The following is a 17,565-nucleotide window of genomic DNA, read 5'->3' on the forward strand; positions in this document are numbered from 1 at the left end:
GGGGGAGGGCGCCTGATGTGGGAGACCCTGGGCACGGTCCGTGACCTGGGCCGGCTGCAGCAGATCGCCTCGGTCCTGGTCGGCTACGGCTTCGGCGACATGGTCCGGCGCATCGGCATGGCCGGGGCGCTGGAACGCGCCGGCCGCATCCTGCACTGGCGCGACCCGGAGGCGATGGCGCACATGGCCCCGCCGGTGCGCGTGCGCCGCGCGCTGGAGGAGCTGGGCCCGACCTTCGTCAAGCTCGGCCAGGTGCTGGCCACGCGCGTGGACCTGCTGCCGCCGGAATGGACCACCGAGCTGGGCAAGCTGCAGAACGCCGTGCCGGCGCTGCCGTTCGAGCAGATCCGTCCGCAGCTGGTCGAGGACCTCGGCGCCGATCCCACCGAGGTGTTCGCCCGCATCGAGGAGGCGCCGCTGGCGGCCGCCTCGCTGGCGCAGGCGCATCGCGCCTGGCTGGCCGATGGCAGCCCTGTCGTGCTGAAGATCCGCCGCCCGGGCATCCGCGACCTGGTCGAGGCCGACCTGCGCCTGCTGGCGCGCCTGGCCGAGATCGTCGAGGCGCGCGCGCCGGACCTGCGCCGCTACCGCCCGACCCAGGTCGTGCACGAGTTCGGCCTGTCGCTGCGCCGCGAGCTGGATTTCGCCGGCGAGGGCCGCAACGCCGAGCGCATCGCCGCCGACTTCGCCGGCAACGATTCCATCGTGGTGCCGAAGGTGTACTGGCAGTGGACCTGCGAGCGGCTCAACGTGCAGCAGCTGCTCGACGGCATTCCAGGCACCGACCTGGCCGCGGTCGACGCGGCCGGCATGGACCGCGCCGCGCTGGCCCGCACCGGCGCCGACATCGTGCTGAAGATGGTGCTCGAGGACGGCTTCTTCCACGCCGATCCGCACCCGGGGAACATCTTCTACATGCCGGGCGGGCGCATCGGCGTGATCGATTTCGGCATGGTCGGGCGCATCTCCGACCAGCGCCGTTTCCAGATCGTGCAGCTTCTCCACGGCCTGGTCGCGCGCGAACCGGAAGCGGTGGCCGACGTGCTGATGGACTGGGCCGAGGGCAGCGGCGAGGTCGACGAATCGCGGCTGCAGGGCGACGTCGGCGCCTTCGTCGACCAGTACCGCGGGGTCCCGCTTAAGGACCTGCGCATGGGCCTGATGCTGTCGGACGTGACCGCGATCCTGCGCGAGCACGGGCTGAGCCTGCCGCCGGACCTGGCGCTGATGATCAAGGCCTTCCTAACCCTGGAAGGCATGGGCCGGCAGCTGGACCCGGACTTCGACATGGCCGGCGCGGCGAAGCCCTACGTCGAGCAGGTGCTGCTGAAGCGCTGGTCGCCGCGCGCGCTGCTCAGGCGCGGACGCCGCGGCGTGCTCGACGCGCTGGAGCTGGCCGGCGACATGCCGCGCGAACTGCGCCGGCTGCTGCGCATGACCCGGCGCGGACGCCTGCACATGCAGATGGAGGTCACCTCGCTGAAGGCCTTCGGCGACCAGGTCGACCGCGCCGCCAACCGCCTGACCATGGGCGTGGTCACCGCCGCGCTGGTGATCGGCTCGTCGATCGTGATGCACAGCGCCGGCGGCGGCGTGCCCAGCCGCTGGCTGCTGGCGCTGGGGGTGATGGGCTTCATCGGCGCTGGCCTGACCGGGCTGTGGATCCTGCTGTCGATCTGGCGCAGCGGGAAAGGCTAGGGGGCGCTCCCGTCAGCCCGGTTGGCCAGGTCCGGTGCCGCTTCCCGCGGCGGGCCCGGCCAGCGGGGCAGATCGCAGGAGGCCTAGTCTTCGGGCCGGTACTCGAGCAGGTCCCCGGGCTGGCAGTCGAGCACCCGGCAGATCGCTTCCAGCGTGGCGAAGCGCACGCCCTTGACGTGGCCCTGTTTCAACAGCGACAGGTTGGTCTCGCTGATGCCGATGGCGTCGGCCAGCTCCTTCGACTTCATCTTGCGCCGCGCCAGCATCACGTCGAGGTTGACCACGATCGGCATCAGACGATGCTCCGCGCGTCGTCGGCGGCCTCGGTGGCCAGGCGCATCAGGTGGGCGACGCTGTACAGGCACAGGCACGCCACCAGGAACAGGTAGACGCCGCCGAAGTCGGCTTCGACGTGGATCTGCCGCACGCCTTCGATCTCGCAGGCCACGGCTACCAGCAGCTCCTGGGCGAGGACGAGCAGCGCGTACGCCGGCAGCGAGTGCGCCAGCCACGCGAAAGCCCGTGCCACCGGCCGGCTCAGCGCCTCGTGGCGGTGCAGCGCGGAGCCCAGCCGGCGCAGTGCGACCAGCGGAAGCAGGTAGCCCAGCGTCCACAGGGCGAAGGCGAGGCTCAGCAGCCTGCGGCCGGTAGTGCCCATGTCCCGGATCAGGCCCCACTCGACATGGGCGACCCTGCTCCAGGTCGTCGCCTGGGGCTGCCAGTCGGAGAGCCAGGGGAGGCCCATGAGCAACAGCCCGAACAGGGCGACGCAGAAGATGCCGACCGAAGCCAGCGACATCAGGTGGTAGCCGTGGCGGCGGATCCTGTTTTCGGCGCGCATGTTCGAAACCTCCGTGGTGGACATTCTCCTGGCCCGCGATGGCGGCCAGGGCCGGTCAGACGATGCTTCGGACGTCATCGGCGGCCTCGGTGCCGGAGAGCATGCCCACCGCCCACAGCAGGTAGGCGGCCAGGGCGACGCCGGCGGCCAGGGCCACCCGACGGAGGTTGCGGCCGTGGCCGCGGACGTTGTCCTCGAGAGAGCGCACCTGCTCCATCTGCAACTCCGGGGTAATGGAATTTATCTAAAACATAAAACAATTTACCTGGGAGTCAAGCGGCTTGCGTCGCCGGGCCGGTTAGTAGTAATACTACTAACCATGGACCTGACCGATACCCAGCAAGCCATCCTGGCCCTGATCGCCGAGCGCATCGAAGCCGAGGGCATGCCGCCTTCGCAGGCCGAGATCGCCCGCGCCTTCGGCTTCAAGGGGGTGCGTGCGGCGCAGTACCACCTGGAGGCGCTGGAGGCCGCCGGGGCAATCGAGCGCCTGCCTGGGCGCGCCCGCGGCATCCGCCTGAAGGTGGCACCTGTGCCGCCGCAGGCCGAGCTTGCGCTGGCGGCAGCCTCGAATGACGACGCCCTGCGCCTGCCGGTGCTGGGCCGGGTTGCCGCCGGCGCCCCGATCGGCGCCGACGTCCCGGCCGACATGGCCGAGAGTTTCGTGGTCCTGGACCGCGTGCTGTTCTCGCCGGCGCCGGATTACCTGCTGAAGGTGCAGGGCGATTCGATGCGCGACGAGGGCATCTTCGACGGCGACCTGATCGGCGTGCACCGCACCCGCGAGGCGCGTTCGGGGCAGATCGTGGTGGCGCGGGTGGACGAGGAGATCACGGTCAAGCTGCTGAAGATCGGCAAGGACCGCATCCGCCTGCTGCCGCGCAATCCGGACTACGCGCCGATCGAAGTGCTGCCTGACCAGGACTTCGCCATCGAAGGCCTGTACTGCGGCCTGGTCCGGCCCAACCGCTGATGGCGGCGGGGCACACCAGCGCGGCGTTTTCCGACATCGAGGCGCGGCGCGCGGCGATGGCCGGGTCCCGGCGGCGCAACTAGTTTTGATTCCGTCGGCGGCCGTCGCAGCCTGTGCGACCAGGCCGCCGCAGACTTCGCAACACACCACTGACACCCGAGGACAACCCAGATGGACGAGAACAAGAAGCGCGCCCTTGCCGCCGCCCTGAGCCAGATCGACAAGCAGTTCGGCAAGGGTTCGGTGATGCGCATGGGCGACCGCGCGATCGAGGCGGTCGAGGTCATCCCGACCGGCTCGCTGATGCTGGACATCGCCCTGGGCATCGGTGGCCTGCCGAAGGGCCGCGTGGTCGAGATCTACGGGCCGGAATCCTCGGGCAAGACCACCCTGACCCTGCAGGCCATCGCCGAGTGCCAGAAGCAGGGCGGCACCGCCGCCTTCATCGACGCCGAGCACGCGCTGGACCCGGTCTACGCCGCCAAGCTGGGCGTCAACGTCGACGACCTGCTGCTGTCGCAGCCGGACACCGGCGAGCAGGCGCTGGAAATCGCCGACATGCTGGTGCGCTCGGGCGCGGTCGACATCCTGGTCGTCGACTCGGTCGCCGCGCTGACCCCGAAGGCCGAAATCGAGGGCGAGATGGGCGACCAGCTCCCCGGCCTGCAGGCCCGCCTGATGAGCCAGGCCCTGCGCAAGCTGACCGGCAACATCAAGCGCTCCAATACCCTGGTGATCTTCATCAACCAGCTGCGCATGAAGATCGGCGTGATGATGCCGGGCCAGAGCCCGGAAACCACCACCGGCGGCAACGCGCTGAAGTTCTACGCCTCGGTGCGCCTGGACATCCGCCGCATCGGCTCGATCAAGAAGGGCGACGAGATCATCGGCAACCAGACCAAGATCAAGGTGGTCAAGAACAAGCTGGCGCCTCCGTTCAAGCAGATCGTCACCGAGATCCTGTACGGCGAGGGCATCAGCCGCGAAGGCGAGCTGATCGACATGGGCGTGGAGGCCAAGCTGGTCGAGAAGTCCGGCGCCTGGTATGGCTATGGCAGCGAGCGCATCGGCCAGGGCAAGGACAACGCCCGCCAGTACCTGCGCGAGAACCCTGCCGTGGCCGCGAAGATCGAAGCCGAGCTGCGCGAGAAGTTCCAGCCGGCGGAAGCATCGCGCGACGAAGGCGAGGGCGACGACGACTGAGTCGAGGCCCGTGTATCCCGTCCCCTGCCGGCGTGAAGTCAGTGGCGCGCCGGCGGGGGACGGTCTTGGAAGCCAGGATGGGCAGGCGCCACGGACGGCGCACACTTCCAGCAGAACGCCCTGACCGGACTTGCGATGGCTACTGACCAGCACTTCGTCGACTACGTGCTCGAGCAGGCCGGGCTGGGCGATGCACTGGCGTCCCGACGCATGTTCGGCGAGTTCGGGCTCTATCTGGACGGAGTGTTCGTGGCGGTGGCCGCGGACAACATGCTGTTCCTCAAGCCCACCGGGGCAGCCCGCGAACTGCTGGCGACGGTGCTCGAGGCGCCGCCGTATCCGGGCGCGCGTCCATGGTTCGTGGTCGACGATGCGCTCGACGACCCGGAGCTGCTGCGGCGCCTGCTGCGCACCACCGTGGCCGCGCTGCCGCCACCCAGGGCAAAATCCGCTTCCCGGGCCGCTTCCTCTGCGGGTGCGAGCTCCCGTCGTGCCACGCGCCCGCACCAGTAGGCCCGCGTTCCCGATCCGCCGTTTCCAGTCGATGTCCGAACCCTCCCGCCGCAAGCCACGTACGCTGCAGACCCCGGTGCAGCGGGCGCTGGGCCTGCTGGTGCGGCGCGAACATTCGCGCAAGGAGCTCACCCGCAAGCTGGCCACCCGTGGCGTCGATGCCGAGGAAGCCGCCAGCGCGGTGGAGCGCCTGGCCGGGGAGGGCTGGCAGGACGATGCCCGCTTCGCCGAGTTCCTGGTCCGCAGCCGGGCCAACGCCGGCTACGGTCCGCTCTACATCCGCGCCGAGCTGGGCACCCATGCCCTGGGCGGCGCGGTGGCGGCCGCGGCCCTGGACGGTTTCGAGGGCGACTGGACCGAAATCGCCCGCGACCTGGTGCGCCGCCGCTTCGGCCCCGAAGGCCCGGCCGACCTGGCCCAGCGCCGCAAGGCCGCCGACCTGCTGGCCCGGCGCGGCTTCGACGGCGACAGCATCCGCGCGGCCACCCGCTGGGACCCGGACGACTGACCGCCCGGTCAGGGGCGATGAGGCCGGAAAGGCCATGCGGGTTCCAGGCGGCCGATGCCTGTTTACCCCGGTCCGCCGGCGGATGGGCCCGCTCTGATACCCTTTGCAGGTTGATTTCCCGTCCCTCCGGGCGCGCCGCCGTGCCGTCCCGGCCGGACCCGTCCCCAGCGAAAGCCAGATGACCCCCACCACCCCGTACACGACTGCCCGCATCCGCAGCGACTTCCTCGAATTCTTCAAGGGCAAGGGCCACACCATCGTGCCCTCCGCGCCGCTGGTGCCGGGCAACGACCCGACCCTGCTGTTCACCAACTCGGGCATGGTCCAGTTCAAGGACGTGTTCCTGGGCGCGGAGAAGCGCAGCTACGTGCGCGCGGCCGACGTCCAGCGCTGCCTGCGCGCCGGCGGCAAGCACAACGACCTCGACTCGGTCGGCTACACCGCGCGCCACCACACCTTCTTCGAGATGCTGGGCAACTGGTCCTTCGGCGACTACTTCAAGAAGGAAGCGATCGCCTGGGCGTGGGAGCTGCTGACCGGGGTGTGGAAGCTGCCGGCCGAGCGCCTGCTGGTGACGGTCTACCACACCGACGACGAGGCCTACGCGATCTGGCGCGACGAGGTCGGCATTCCGGAAGACCGCATCATCCGCATCGGCGACAACAAGGGCGCGCCGTTCGCTTCGGACAACTTCTGGCAGATGGCCGACACCGGCCCATGCGGCCCGTGCACCGAGATCTTCTACGACCACGGCGAGCACATCGCCGGCGGTCCTCCGGGTTCGCCCGACGAGGACGGCGACCGCTTCATCGAGATCTGGAACCTGGTGTTCATGCAGTTCGACCGCCAGCCCGACGGCACCCTGGTGCCGCTGCCGGCGCCGTGCGTGGACACCGGCATGGGCCTGGAGCGCCTGGCGGCGATCCTGCAGCACGTCCACACCAACTACGAGATCGACCTGTTCCAGGCGCTGATCCGCAAGGCCGCCGAGCTGACCGGCACCGGCGACCTGGAGAACAAGTCGCTGCGCGTGATCGCCGACCACATCCGCGCCTGCTCGTTCCTGATCGTCGACGGCGTGCTGCCGTCGAACGAGGGTCGCGGCTACGTGCTGCGCCGGATCATCCGCCGCGCCCTGCGCCACGGCTGGATGCTGGGCGTGCGCCAGCCGTTCTTCCACAAGCTGGTCGGCGAGCTGGTTGCGCAGATGGGCGAGGCCTATCCGGAGCTGCCGGCCGCGCGCGACACGGTCGAGCGCGCGCTGAAGGCCGAGGAGGAGCGCTTCGCCGAGACGCTCGACTCGGGCATGCGCATCTTCGACGAGGTCGCCGCGCGCGCGACCGGCGGCGTCATCCCCGGCGCCGACGTGTTCCGCCTGTACGACACCTACGGCTTCCCGGTCGACCTGACCGCTGACATGGCGCGCGAGCGCGACATGACCGTGGACATGGCCGGCTTCGAGGCGGCGATGGAGCAGCAGCGCGAGACCGCGCGCGCCGCCGGCAAGTTCGGCGGCGGCGTGCAGCTGCCGGCCGAACTGGTCGCCACGCTGCAGCCGACCGCCTTCCTCGGCTACGACCAGCTGCAGGCCGACGGCCTGAAGGTCGTGGCGCTGCTGCGCGACGGCCGCCCGGTCGACGAGGTCGCCGCCGGCGACGAGGTCATCGTCCTGCTCGATCGCACTCCGTTCTACGCCGAGTCCGGCGGCCAGGTCGGCGACACCGGCACGCTCGAGGCGCCGCGCGTGCGCATCGACGTGTCCGACACGCAGAAGTTCGCCGGCCAGTTCCATGGCCACGTCGGCCGCGTCGCCGAGGGCTCGCTGAAGATCGGCGACGTGCTCTCCGGTTCGGTCGACGCCTCGCGCCGCGCCAACACCGTGCTCAACCATTCGGCCACCCACCTGCTGCATGGCGCGCTGCGCGGCCTGCTCGGCACCCATGTGGCGCAGAAGGGCTCGCTGGTCGCGCCGGACCGCCTGCGTTTCGACTTCTCCCACTTCCAGCCGGTCGCGGCCGAGGAGCTGGAGCGCATCGAGCGCATGGTCAACGACGAGGTCCGCGCCAACCATCCGGTGGTGATCCAGCAGATGGGCATCCAGGAGGCGCTGGACATGGGCGCGATGGCGCTGTTCGGCGAGAAGTACGGCGAACGCGTGCGCGTGGTGAAGATGGGCGAGTCGGTCGAGCTGTGTGGCGGTACCCACGTGGGCCGCACCGGCGAGATCGGCCTGTTCAAGATCGTGTCCGAAGGCGGCGTGTCCGCCGGCGTGCGCCGCATCGAGGCGCTGACCGGGCAGGGCGCGCTGGACTACGTGGCCAACGAGAGCCGCAGCCTCGACGAGGCCGCCGCGGTGCTCGGCGGGAGCCGCGCCGACGTGGCCGACAAGGCCCGTGCGCTGGCCGAGCGCGTGCGTCGCCTCGAGCGCGAGATCGAATCGTTCAAGGCCAAGGCGGCCAGCAGTGCCGCCGCCGACCTGGCCGCGTCCGCGGTGGACGTGGGCGGGATCAAGGTCCTGGCCGCGCGCCTGGAAGGCATGGACGCCAAGGGCCTGCGCGAGGCGGTGGACCGCCTCAAGCAGCAGCTGGGCGACACCGTGGTGCTGCTCGCCGGTGCCCAGGGCGGCAAGGCCGCGCTCGTCGCGGGCGTGAACGGATCCGCAACGGGCAAGGTCAAGGCCGGCGAACTTCTCGCCCATGTCGCCGGTCGTATCGGAGGCAAGGGCGGCGGGCGCCCGGATCTCGCCCAGGGTGGTGGCGAGGACGGGCCCGCCCTTGCCCTTGCGCTCCAGGACGTTCCCGCCTGGGTAGGCGAACGCCTGCACTGACCGCGCGCCCCCTTAACGACCGTCACCATCGGGCCTTGCCGGTCCGATGGCGACGGCAGTACGATCAGCCGGTTGTTTCCGTACGCTGCTGGTTGGACGCGCATGGCCCACCCTGGACCTGCGCAGCCGGCGAAGGCACGCCGGCGCCATGGAGAAGACAATGCTGATTCTGACCCGCCGCGTAGGCGAAACCCTGATGATCGGAGATTCGATCACCGTCACCGTGCTTGGGGTGAAGGGCAATCAGGTGCGCATCGGCATCACCGCGCCCAAGGACGTTTCCGTGCACCGCGAGGAGATCTACCAGCGGATCCAGCGCGGCGAGGCGCCGTCCAGCGGTGGTGAACCCGACCAGTCCACCTGAGTCGACAAAAACGTTTGCCGCGAAACGGCCCAGACGGTATCCTTGCGCGGCCCGCGACGGACACGTCGCGGCGCCAGATCCCGGAGTGATGCCCGAGAGGCCGAAGGGGCTCCCCTGCTAAGGGAGTATAGGGTCAAAAGCTCTATCGAGGGTTCGAATCCCTCTCACTCCGCCAGTTCATGCGAAAGCCCGCAGCGATGCGGGCTTTCGTGTTTTCCGGCCGTGCTTCCGCGAACCGGCGACGGGACGCGGAGGCGGGCAAGGCCTGCGGCCTGCGATGTTTGTGGCTGTGCGGGTTCCGGCTGCTTGCGTCGCGCGCGGCCATCGCCTTCCGATGCATGCGTGTCATGCATGCGCCGCCTTCGTCGGCCTCCATTCGCGTGGCCGGGCGTCGCCGCCCAGGTACAGCGGATGGCGGGGCTCGCCGTCGCGGGTGAGTCCCAGGTGGTGGATCCGATGGCCGGCATCGCGAAGCAGGCGGGCGACGTCGGCGCCGCGTCCGCGCCAGGTGCCGTGCATGCCCCACGCGCAGACGATGCGCTCGCTGGCCGCGGCGGCCTGCAGGATCCACGTGTCGTTGCCCGGGCCGACGGGATCGTCGGCGGCGTAAAGGTCGCGCGGCGAGGTGGCGCGCCACGCGAACAGGTTGGCGACGACCAGCCGGTGGAAACCCCAGGCCCGGGCGAAGCCCATGCAGCGGCGGATCGTGGGATCGTCGACCTCACCGTCGGCGATGCTGGGATTGAGCATGACGAAGGTGCAGGTCCGCAGCCGCATCGGCTCGGCGAAGGTACGCACCAGCTGGTAGCGGTAGCGGCCGCATGGCGACAGCTCGGCACTCCTGCCAACGGTTCCGGTCATCTGCCTGCGTTGCACGACGGGTTGTGCGGATCATCGCCGACGGCTTGCGTGCATGCAGCAGGCGTGGCGTGCGCGCGGTGCGGCGGCAGTCGATGCGCGCGGATCGCGCTGGCCTCGATATTCCGCAGGGGCGCAACAAGGTGTCGCGCGGATCCCGGGCGAAAAAAAAGACTGCCGACGTTGCCGTTGGCAGTCCTTCAAAAAATGGCGCGCCCGGAGAGATTCGAACTCCCGACCGCCTGGTTCGTAGCCAGGTACTCTATCCAGCTGAGCTACGGGCGCGCTGTGAGGAGCGAAATTATGCTGGTCGGACTCAGGTTCGTCAACATTCCGGTGAAAATTTTTTCAGGTCGCTTGCGGCGAAGGCCCTGGCGACCTCTTCCGGCTGCTTCATCCAGGCGAAATGCCCGGCCGGGGTAAGCGGTGCGGTGGCCTCGTCGAGGTCGAGGATGCGCGCCGGTGCATCCGGCAGCTTGTCGACCAGGGCCTGCATGGATGCACGGGGCGCCAGCCAGTCGTGCGCGGGCAGCAGGCCGGTCACCGGCGCCCGCACGCGGCGCATTCCCGCTTCCAGGTCGGCCTCCAGTCCGGCGGCCGCGTAGCGGTTGCACAGGCCCACGCGCGCCCAGTCCGCGATCAGGCCGCGCGCCTCGGTGCCACCGAAACCCAGGCGGCGTCCGGGCAGCACGCCCTGGCGCCGTGCCAGCCAGGGCAGGAAGCGGAACAGCAGCGGCAGCAGCCAGCGGCGTGGCGGCGGGAAGGTGCGCCAGTACGGCGTGCCGGCGGCAATCAGCCAGAGGCCTGCGAAGGCTTCCGGGTGCTGCCCGGCGAAACAGCAGGCCAGCTGGCCGCCGAGGCTGTGCCCGCCGATCACCAGCGGCAGCGAAGCGTCGTCGGCGCGCAGGGCCTGCAGGCTGGCTGGCAGGTCCAGCGCCAGGATTTCGCGGTAACCCCAGTCCACTTCGCGCGATGGACGCAGCGAGCTGCTGCCGTTGCCGCGCCACTCATGCAGGTAGGTGGCGATGCCGTGCGCGGCCAGCGCCTCGGCGAAGGGCAGGTAGTGGCGCGCACCCACGCCCAGCGCGGGCAGCCACAGCAGTCGCGCGCGCGGCGCATCGGGCCTGCGTCCGATGAGGATCCAGCGGTGCCCGTCGGCGGCGGCGACGGACAGTTCCGGGGCGGCGACGGTCATCGGCCGGGCAGGGTTGCGAAGTGGTCGAGCACCACGACGTCGCCCTTGCCCGGGCGGTAGCCGCCGCGCAGCGCGGCATGCACGTAGTCGACCGCGGCCGCGCAGGCCGCACGCAGCGGCAGCCCGCGCGCCAGGTTGGCGGCCACCGCCGAGGCGAGCGTGCAGCCGGTGCCGTGCGCTTCCAGCAGCAGGCGCGGATGCGCGGTGCGCTGTTCGCCATCGGCGTCGGCAAGGATGTCGACCACCTCGCCGGTGCCGGCCAGGTGCCCGCCCTTGAGCAGCACGGCCGGCGCGCCGAGCGCGCGCAGCGCCGCGGCGGCCTGCGACATCGCGGCGAGGTCCGTGATCTTCCAGCCCAGCAGCAGCTCCGCTTCCGGCAGGTTCGGCGTGACCACCGTAGCCAGCGGCAGCAACCGCGTGCGCAGCGCCTGCAGCGCGGATTCCTCGAGCAGGCGCGCGCCGCTGGTGGCGATCATCACCGGATCGAGCACCACCTGCGCCGGGCGGTGGCGCTCCAGCGCGCGGGCGACGGTCTCGATCACCGCGGCGCTGGCGAGCATGCCCAGCTTCACCGCGCGCACATCGAAGTCCTCGAAGCAGGCGTCGAGCTGCGCGTCGAGGAATTCCACCGGCGGCACGTGCACCGCGGTCACCCCGCGGGTGTGCTGCGCGGTCAGTGCGGCCAGCGCGGACAGGCCGTGCACGCCGTGCGCGGCGAAGGTCTTCAGGTCCGCCTGGATGCCTGCGCCGCCGCCGGAATCGGAGCCGGCGATGGTCAGGACGGAGGCGGGGCGGGTATGGGTGGCCGATGGGGTCATCGGCCTATTGTGCCTCGCCGCGCGTACCCGGCGCGTGCGCAGCCAGCGAGGCGGCCAGGCGCAGGGCGTGCTCGAAGTCGGAGGCGAAGCGCACCTGCGCGTGCAGCGCCCCGAAATCCATCTCCGCCAGCACCCGGTTGGGCTGGGCCTGCAGCCCGGATACCACCAGCACGATGCCGCGGCGCGCGCAGCGCCGCGCCAGGTTGCCCAGCGCGTGCACGCCGGAGGCGTCGATGATCGGCACCAGGCCCATGCGCAGGATCAGCACCTTCGGTGGCGCGACGAAGGTGTCCAGCAGGTTGTCCAGGCGGTTGGCCGCGCCGAAGAACAGCGGGCCGCTGATCCGGTACACCTCCACGCCCGGCGGCAGGCGCTCGCGCTGCTGTTCGTCGGCGCGGCGCGGATCGTCGGGGGCGAGTTCGTCGTCCGCTGCGCGGATGCCGGCGCTGATCTCCACGCTCTCGGCCATGCGGTACATGAAGACCACCGTGGCGATGGCCAGGCCGACCTGGATCGCCACGGTCAGGTCGAAGAACACGGTCAGGCCGAAGGTCGCCAGCAGCACGATGCGGTCGCCCCACGGCGCCGACAGGGTGTGGCGGAAATGCTGGTACTCGCTCATGTTCCAGGCCACCACCAGCAGCACCGCGGCCAGCGCCGGCAGCGGCACGTGGCCCATCAGCGGTGCCAGCACCAGCATGAACACCAGCAGGAACAGCGCGTGCAGCATGCCCGCCACCGGCGAGCGCGCGCCGGCGCGGATGTTGGTGGCCGTGCGCGCGATCGCGCCGGTGGCCGGCAGCCCGCCGAACAGCGCCGAGCCGACGTTGGCCACGCCCTGCGCGACCAGTTCGCCGTTGGAGCGGTGGCGGCCGCCGGTCATGCCATCGGCCACCACCGCCGACAGCAGCGATTCCACGCCGGCGAGGAAGGCGATGGTGAACGAACTGGGCAGCAGCTCCATCGTGCGCTCGAACGGGATGCGCGGGATCTCGAACGCCGGCAGCGCCGAGGGCAGCTCGCCGAAGCGCGAGCCGATGGTGTCGACCGGCATTCCGAATGCCAGCGCCGCCGCGGTGCAGGCGAGCAGCGCGAGCAGGAAGCCCGGCCAGTTCGGCCGCCAGCGGCGCTGCACGACGATCACCGCCAGGCCCAGCACGGTCAGCGCCACCGTCGCCGGTTGCGTGGTGGCCAGGTGTTCGAGGTAGGCGCTCCAGCGCGGGATGAACTCCGCCGGCACCGCGTCCATGCGCAGGCCCAGTGCGTCCTTGACCTGGCTGGAGAAGATGCTGACCGCGATGCCGGCGGTGAAGCCGGTGATCACCGGTTGCGGCATGTACTTCATCAACGTGCCCAGGCGCAGCAGGCCGGCGGCGATCAGCATCAGCCCCGCCAGCAGGGTGCACAGCACCAGTCCTCCGAAACCGAATTTCCCGATCACCACGAAGACCACGGGGATGAAGGCCGCGGTCGGCCCGCCGATCTGCACCCGCGAACCGCCCAGCGCCGAGACCAGGAAGCCGGCGACGATCGCCGTGTGCAGGCCTTTCTCCGGCGTGGTGCCGCTGGCGATCGCCAAGGCCATGGCCAGCGGCAGGGCCACGATGGCCACGGTGAGGCCGGCCACCGCGTCGGCGCGCAGGTCGTTCCAGCCGTAGCCCTCGCGCAGGGCGGTGTGGAGCTTGGGTACGAACTGCGACAGGTACTGGCGTACGTCGGTGCTCGCCATCGGCTCCCCCGGAGGTCAGCGTGGTTGCAGCGGTTCCCGTGCGCGGTCCCGCGCGGCCGGCTTCGGGCGCGACCGGCGCATCGTCCAGTTGCGGTAGAGGACGTAGCCGATGCCGGCCAGGCCGGTGAGCGCGGCCGGGACCAGCAGTGCCTTGTAATGCCAGGCGCGGAACGCCCAGGCCCCGAGGATGCCGCCGCCGAGGAAACCGCTGATGATCAGCCCGCTCAGGGTGAGGCGGCGCATCGGCAAGGGCATGCCGCGCAGCAGATGGCCCAGGCCGATGCCCAGGTCGGTGAACATGCCGGTGAGGTGGGTGGTGCGCACGATCGCGCCGCTGTACGTGGTCACCATCGCGTTCTGCAGGCCGCAGGCGGTGGACGCCAGCAGCGCGCCGAGGATCTGCCGGTTCTCGAACATCGGTACCGAGCCGGCCAGCAGCAGCGCTTCGATGGAAAGCACCACGCCGTAGCGGCGGCCCAGGCGCAGGGTGCTGTCCTGGATGATGAGGCCGCTGAGCGTCGCGCCCAGGCTGAAGGCGATCAGCACCGCCCAGAGATGGCCGACTGAACGCCAGTTGCCGCTGGCCAGGGATGCGCCGAGCAGGCTGGTGGTGCCGGTGAGGTGGCTGACCGCCTGGTGCTCGAAGCCGAGGTAGCCGATCACGTTGACCATGCCGGCGATGCACGCCAGCGTCACCGCGCCGACCCAGACCCAGCGAGGCAGCTGCACGCCCATGGTCAGCGACCGGCCTCCTTGAGGCGCACGCCGCGGCCTTCGCCGCGGCTGGGCTGGCCCGGGCCGATCAGTTCGATGCCGGCGGCGTCGAGCGCGTCGACCACCTTCATCAGCGTGTCCACGACGCCGCGCACGGTGCCTTCGCTGGCTTCCATGCGCTGGATCGTCGGCAGCGACACGCCCGCCAGCGCGGCCAGCTGGCGCTGGTCGATGCCGAGCAGGGCGCGGGCGGCGCGTAACTGGGCAGCGGTAAGCATGGTGGGGATTGTCCCCCTCCAGCCATGGGTATGCAAGTTTGAGGCGTGGCTTGTGATGTTTTGAACATCATGCGCCGTGCCCAAGCGGGCATCGGGGCGCGGCCGGGTTGTCACCCCCTCACCTCGGCCCCCGCTCCGCACCCCGCCCCCGTCCATGGGACGCGGGCGTTCCACGGCATGCGCGCCCGTGGCGCGCAAACATCCCGCCTCACCCCGGTGGGAGAGGGGGGGCTGCTCAGAGCACCTCGGAGGCGAAGTCGGCCAGGCGCGAGCGTTCGCCGCGGCGCAGGGTGATGTGCGCGCTGTGCGGCCAGTTCTTGAAGCGGTCGACCGCGTAGGTCAGGCCCGAGGTGGTCTCGGTCAGGTACGGGGTGTCGATCTGCTCCACGTTGCCCAGGCACACGATCTTGGTGCCGGGGCCGGCGCGGGTGATCAGCGTCTTCATCTGCTTCGGCGTGAGGTTCTGCGCCTCGTCGAGGATCAGGTAGCGCGAGAGGAAGGTGCGGCCGCGCATGAAGTTCATCGAGCGGATCTTGATCCGCGAGGCGAGCAGGTCGTTGGTCGCCGCACGCCCCCAGGCGCCGCCTTCCTGGTTGTGGGTGAGCACTTCCAGGTTGTCGGTGAGCGCGCCCATCCACGGCGTCATCTTTTCCTCCTCGGTGCCGGGCAGGAAGCCGATGTCCTCGCCGACGCTGACCGTGGCGCGGGTCATGATGATCTCGCGGTAGCGCTGCTGGTCCATGGTCTGGGCCAGGCCGGCGGCCAGCGCCAGCAGGGTCTTGCCGGTGCCGGCGGTGCCGAGCAGGGTGACGAAGTCGATCTCCGGGTCCATCAGCGCGTTGAGCGCGAAGTTCTGCTCGCGGTTGCGCGCGGTGATGCCCCACACCGCGTGCTGTCCGCCGCGGAAGTCGTCGACCAGCGACAGGGTGGCCTTGCCGTCCTCCACGCGGGTGACGCGCAGTTCGACGTCGTCCTCGCCGGGCAGGTACAGGAACTGGTTCGGATACCAGTCCTCGTCCTCGCGCAAGGCCACCTCGTAGCTGGTGCGGCCGCGGTCGGACCAGGAGCGCAGGTCGTCGCCGTGGCGCTTCCAGAAGTCTTCCGACAGCTCGGTGGCGCCGGTGAACAGCAGGCTGAAGTCGTCGAGCGCGCGGTCGTTCTCGTAGTCCTCCGACACGATGCCCGCGATCGCCGCCTTGATCCGCAGGTTGATGTCCTTGGACACGAACACCACCGGGATCTCCGGCGGGGTCTGCTCCTTCAGCGCGAGGATCGCGCCGAGGATGGCGTTGTCCGGGATCACCGCGCCGAAGCTCTTGCCGGCCTCGAAGTGGTCGGTCTGGAAGCGCAGCACGCCGCCGCTCTGCCGCCCGCGCAGCTGCACGCCCTGGGGCTGCTGCAGCGGGATGCCGTCGGCCATCCGCTCCAGGCCGGAGGCTTCGACCAGCTCGTTGAGGAAACGGCTGACCTGGCGCGCGTTGCGGCTCGCCTCGGACGTGCCTTTCTTGGCGTTGTCGAGTTCCTCGATGACCTGCATCGGCAGGTAGATGTCGTGCTCCTCGAACTTGAACAGCGCGGTGGGATCGTGCATCAGCACGTTGGTATCCAGCACGTAGATGCGCTTGCCTCGGGTCATCGTGGCTTCCTGGTGGGAGGGGCGGCGGCGGGCACGGCGTGCGCGTTGCGCACGGAGGCCGGACAGGGGCGCGCCGTCGCGGCCTGCGGGGCAGGACGACGGCGGGAAGTGGCGGCGTTGGCGGTCACTGCGTGGCTTCGGCCTTCAGTGCGTCGAGCACGGCCTGGGCATGGCCGGGAACCTTGACCCCGCGCCATTCGCGGGCGATGCGCCCGTCGGGAGAAATCAGGAAGGTGCTGCGGACCACGCCCAGCACCTTGCGCCCGTACATGTTCTTCTCGTGGATCACGTCGAAGGCGCGGCACAGCGCCTCGTCGGCGTCGCTGACCAGCGGGAACCGGAAGCCCTGCTTCGCGCAGAAGTTGTCGTGCGACTTAACCGAGTCGCGCGACACGCCCAGCACATCGGCGCCGAGTTCCTCGAACTGCGGCAGCAGCGCGTTGAAGTCCAGGCCCTCGGTGGTGCAGCCGGGCGTGCTGTCCTTCGGGTAGAAGTACAGCACCAGCCAGCGGCCCTTGTAGTCGGCGAGGGTGGCGGTGCGGCCGCCGGACAGGGCCAGCGGCAGCTTGAGCGTGGCGCGGTCGAGCCTGGCGGTACTCATGCGTTGCCGGCCTCCCGGCGTTCCGCCTCCAGGGCGTCCACCCGCTTCTTCAGGCTGGCCACTTCCTTCTGCTGGGCCGCGAAGAGTGCAAGGGCGATGAAGAACAGGACGAATTCCAACGAGGCCTCCTGCGGTCAGAACTTCATCGGGTCCATGATGGCGTCGAGGTTCAGGTGGTCGCAGAACTCGAGGAAATCGTCGCGCAGCGCGGCGATGTGCATGTTCGCCGGCACGCCGATGGTCACCTGCGCCGAGAACATCTCCGCGCCGGTCTGCATGGCGCGGTAGCGGGTGCTCTGCAGGTTCTCGATGGTGATGCCCTGGCGGTCGAAGAAGTCCGCCAGCTGGAACAGGATGCCCGGCTTGTCCGCCGCCACCACCTCGACGATGTAGGGCAGCAGGTTGGATTGCACCTGCTTGGCGGCGGTGCGGTACCAGTTGAGCTTGAGGCCTTCCTCGCGTTCGAGGCGGCCGAGCATGGTTTCCAGCTTCGCCACCGCGTCCCACGAACCGGTGGCCAGCGCCGTCATCGACACGTCGCGGCCGACCGTGGCCAGGCGCGCGTCGACGAGGTTGCAGCCGCTGTCGGCGATGCGCCGCGTCACCGCCAGCAGCGGCGACTCCGGATGCGTCGTGTAGGCGTTGATCAGGAGGTGGTTCTCGTTCGGCGAGGGCCGGGGCGGGGTGTCGGTCAAGTCGGCTTCCGGCATTGTGTTGCTTAGGCTGAATGGCGGGCCGCGGAGGGCCTGTGCCTCGTGGGCAGCATACTTGCCCGTGCTTTCGGGCCGCAAGTATGATCGGGCTCCCGA

Annotated in this window: 20 protein-coding genes and 2 tRNA genes; 8 read left to right on the top strand and 14 right to left on the bottom strand. The window is 70.2% G+C overall.

The window, feature by feature from the left end; all coding sequences use genetic code 11:
* Positions 1-15: 15 nt before the first annotated feature.
* Positions 16-1,698, top strand: coding sequence for a 2-polyprenylphenol 6-hydroxylase (ubiB, locus tag M503_RS0100605; protein ID WP_028918546.1), 1,683 nt, complete (start codon positions 16-18; stop codon positions 1,696-1,698).
* A gap of 83 nt (positions 1,699-1,781) precedes the next feature.
* Here the strand turns inward: ubiB and M503_RS0100610 are convergent, their stop codons facing one another.
* The 3 genes from M503_RS0100610 to M503_RS17245 are packed head-to-tail and all read right to left on the bottom strand — an operon-like array spanning position 1,782 to position 2,756.
* On the bottom strand, positions 1,782-1,991 hold the full coding sequence (locus M503_RS0100610; protein ID WP_024868138.1) for a helix-turn-helix domain-containing protein: 210 nt from the start codon (positions 1,989-1,991) through the stop codon (positions 1,782-1,784).
* On the bottom strand, positions 1,991-2,539 hold the full coding sequence (locus tag M503_RS0100615; protein ID WP_028918547.1) for a hypothetical protein: 549 nt from the start codon (positions 2,537-2,539) through the stop codon (positions 1,991-1,993). Before M503_RS0100615 ends, M503_RS0100610 begins: the two co-directional genes overlap by 1 nt.
* A 55-nt stretch (positions 2,540-2,594) precedes the next feature.
* Positions 2,595-2,756, bottom strand: a complete 162-nt coding sequence (locus M503_RS17245) for a hypothetical protein (protein ID WP_155951933.1) — start codon at positions 2,754-2,756, stop codon at positions 2,595-2,597.
* A 102-nt stretch (positions 2,757-2,858) separates the two neighbouring features.
* On the opposite strand from M503_RS17245, the gene lexA reads away from it, so the two are divergent.
* The 7 genes from lexA to M503_RS0100655 all read left to right on the top strand — a co-directional run bounded on the left by lexA (position 2,859) and on the right by M503_RS0100655 (position 9,102).
* Entirely contained in the window at positions 2,859-3,512 is a 654-nt protein-coding gene (gene lexA, locus M503_RS0100625) for a transcriptional repressor LexA (protein WP_028918548.1), read from the top strand.
* 171 nt (positions 3,513-3,683) lie between these two features.
* A complete protein-coding gene (gene recA / locus M503_RS0100630) occupies positions 3,684-4,715 on the top strand; it encodes a recombinase RecA (protein WP_024868142.1) in 1,032 nt (343 codons plus the stop codon).
* A gap of 135 nt (positions 4,716-4,850) precedes the next feature.
* Complete coding sequence (locus M503_RS15330) at positions 4,851-5,228, top strand: TfoX/Sxy family protein (protein WP_037060054.1); 378 nt, start codon at positions 4,851-4,853, stop codon at positions 5,226-5,228.
* A 31-nt stretch (positions 5,229-5,259) separates the two neighbouring features.
* A complete protein-coding gene (gene recX, locus M503_RS0100640) occupies positions 5,260-5,736 on the top strand; it encodes a recombination regulator RecX (RefSeq protein WP_037060056.1) in 477 nt (158 codons plus the stop codon).
* A gap of 178 nt (positions 5,737-5,914) precedes the next feature.
* Positions 5,915-8,563: an alanine--tRNA ligase gene (gene alaS, locus M503_RS0100645; RefSeq protein ID WP_028918550.1), complete on the top strand. Its 2,649-nt coding sequence runs from the start codon at positions 5,915-5,917 to the stop codon at positions 8,561-8,563.
* A gap of 160 nt (positions 8,564-8,723) precedes the next feature.
* Entirely contained in the window at positions 8,724-8,927 is a 204-nt protein-coding gene (gene csrA, locus M503_RS0100650) for a carbon storage regulator CsrA (protein WP_024868146.1), read from the top strand.
* Positions 8,928-9,009: 82 nt separating this feature from the next.
* Positions 9,010-9,102, top strand: a tRNA-Ser gene (locus tag M503_RS0100655).
* A 170-nt stretch (positions 9,103-9,272) separates the two neighbouring features.
* Here the strand turns inward: M503_RS0100655 and M503_RS0100660 are convergent.
* The 11 genes from M503_RS0100660 to M503_RS0100710 form a co-directional block, all read right to left on the bottom strand.
* Positions 9,273-9,788, bottom strand: coding sequence for a DUF1643 domain-containing protein (locus tag M503_RS0100660; protein ID WP_028918551.1), 516 nt, complete (start codon positions 9,786-9,788; stop codon positions 9,273-9,275).
* A 205-nt stretch (positions 9,789-9,993) separates the two neighbouring features.
* Positions 9,994-10,070 (bottom strand) — tRNA-Arg (locus M503_RS0100665).
* A 40-nt stretch (positions 10,071-10,110) separates the two neighbouring features.
* A complete protein-coding gene (locus M503_RS15335; RefSeq protein WP_051414053.1) occupies positions 10,111-10,980 on the bottom strand; it encodes an alpha/beta hydrolase family protein in 870 nt (289 codons plus the stop codon).
* The gene (gene thiD / locus M503_RS0100675) at positions 10,977-11,798 is read right to left on the bottom strand and encodes a bifunctional hydroxymethylpyrimidine kinase/phosphomethylpyrimidine kinase (protein WP_028918552.1); all 822 of its coding nucleotides are present in this window, start codon (positions 11,796-11,798) and stop codon (positions 10,977-10,979) included. The genes M503_RS15335 and thiD overlap by 4 nt, the downstream gene beginning before the upstream one ends.
* A gap of 4 nt (positions 11,799-11,802) precedes the next feature.
* Positions 11,803-13,527 (bottom strand): SulP family inorganic anion transporter, encoded by a 1,725-nt coding sequence (locus M503_RS0100680; protein ID WP_051414056.1) that lies wholly within the window; start codon positions 13,525-13,527, stop codon positions 11,803-11,805.
* 15 nt (positions 13,528-13,542) lie between these two features.
* Positions 13,543-14,262 carry a YoaK family protein gene (locus tag M503_RS15340; RefSeq protein WP_051414058.1) on the bottom strand — a complete coding sequence of 240 codons (720 nt, stop codon included), beginning with the start codon at positions 14,260-14,262 and terminating at the stop codon, positions 13,543-13,545.
* Between the two features lie 2 nt (positions 14,263-14,264).
* A complete protein-coding gene (locus tag M503_RS0100690; protein ID WP_024868151.1) occupies positions 14,265-14,519 on the bottom strand; it encodes a helix-turn-helix domain-containing protein in 255 nt (84 codons plus the stop codon).
* 235 nt (positions 14,520-14,754) lie between these two features.
* A complete protein-coding gene (locus M503_RS0100695) occupies positions 14,755-16,155 on the bottom strand; it encodes a PhoH family protein (RefSeq protein WP_024868152.1) in 1,401 nt (466 codons plus the stop codon).
* A gap of 124 nt (positions 16,156-16,279) precedes the next feature.
* Positions 16,280-16,756, bottom strand: a complete 477-nt coding sequence (locus tag M503_RS0100700) for a peroxiredoxin (protein ID WP_028918555.1) — start codon at positions 16,754-16,756, stop codon at positions 16,280-16,282.
* Entirely contained in the window at positions 16,753-16,875 is a 123-nt protein-coding gene (locus M503_RS17875; RefSeq protein ID WP_269319381.1) for a hypothetical protein, read from the bottom strand. Before M503_RS17875 ends, M503_RS0100700 begins: the two co-directional genes overlap by 4 nt.
* 15 nt (positions 16,876-16,890) lie before the next feature.
* On the bottom strand, positions 16,891-17,466 hold the full coding sequence (locus M503_RS0100710; RefSeq protein WP_156924692.1) for a glycine cleavage system protein R: 576 nt from the start codon (positions 17,464-17,466) through the stop codon (positions 16,891-16,893).
* Positions 17,467-17,565: the final 99 nt, after the last annotated feature.

This window comes from Pseudoxanthomonas suwonensis J47, from assembly GCF_000513955.1.
Taxonomy (GTDB): Bacteria; Pseudomonadota; Gammaproteobacteria; order Xanthomonadales; family Xanthomonadaceae; genus Pseudoxanthomonas; species Pseudoxanthomonas suwonensis_C.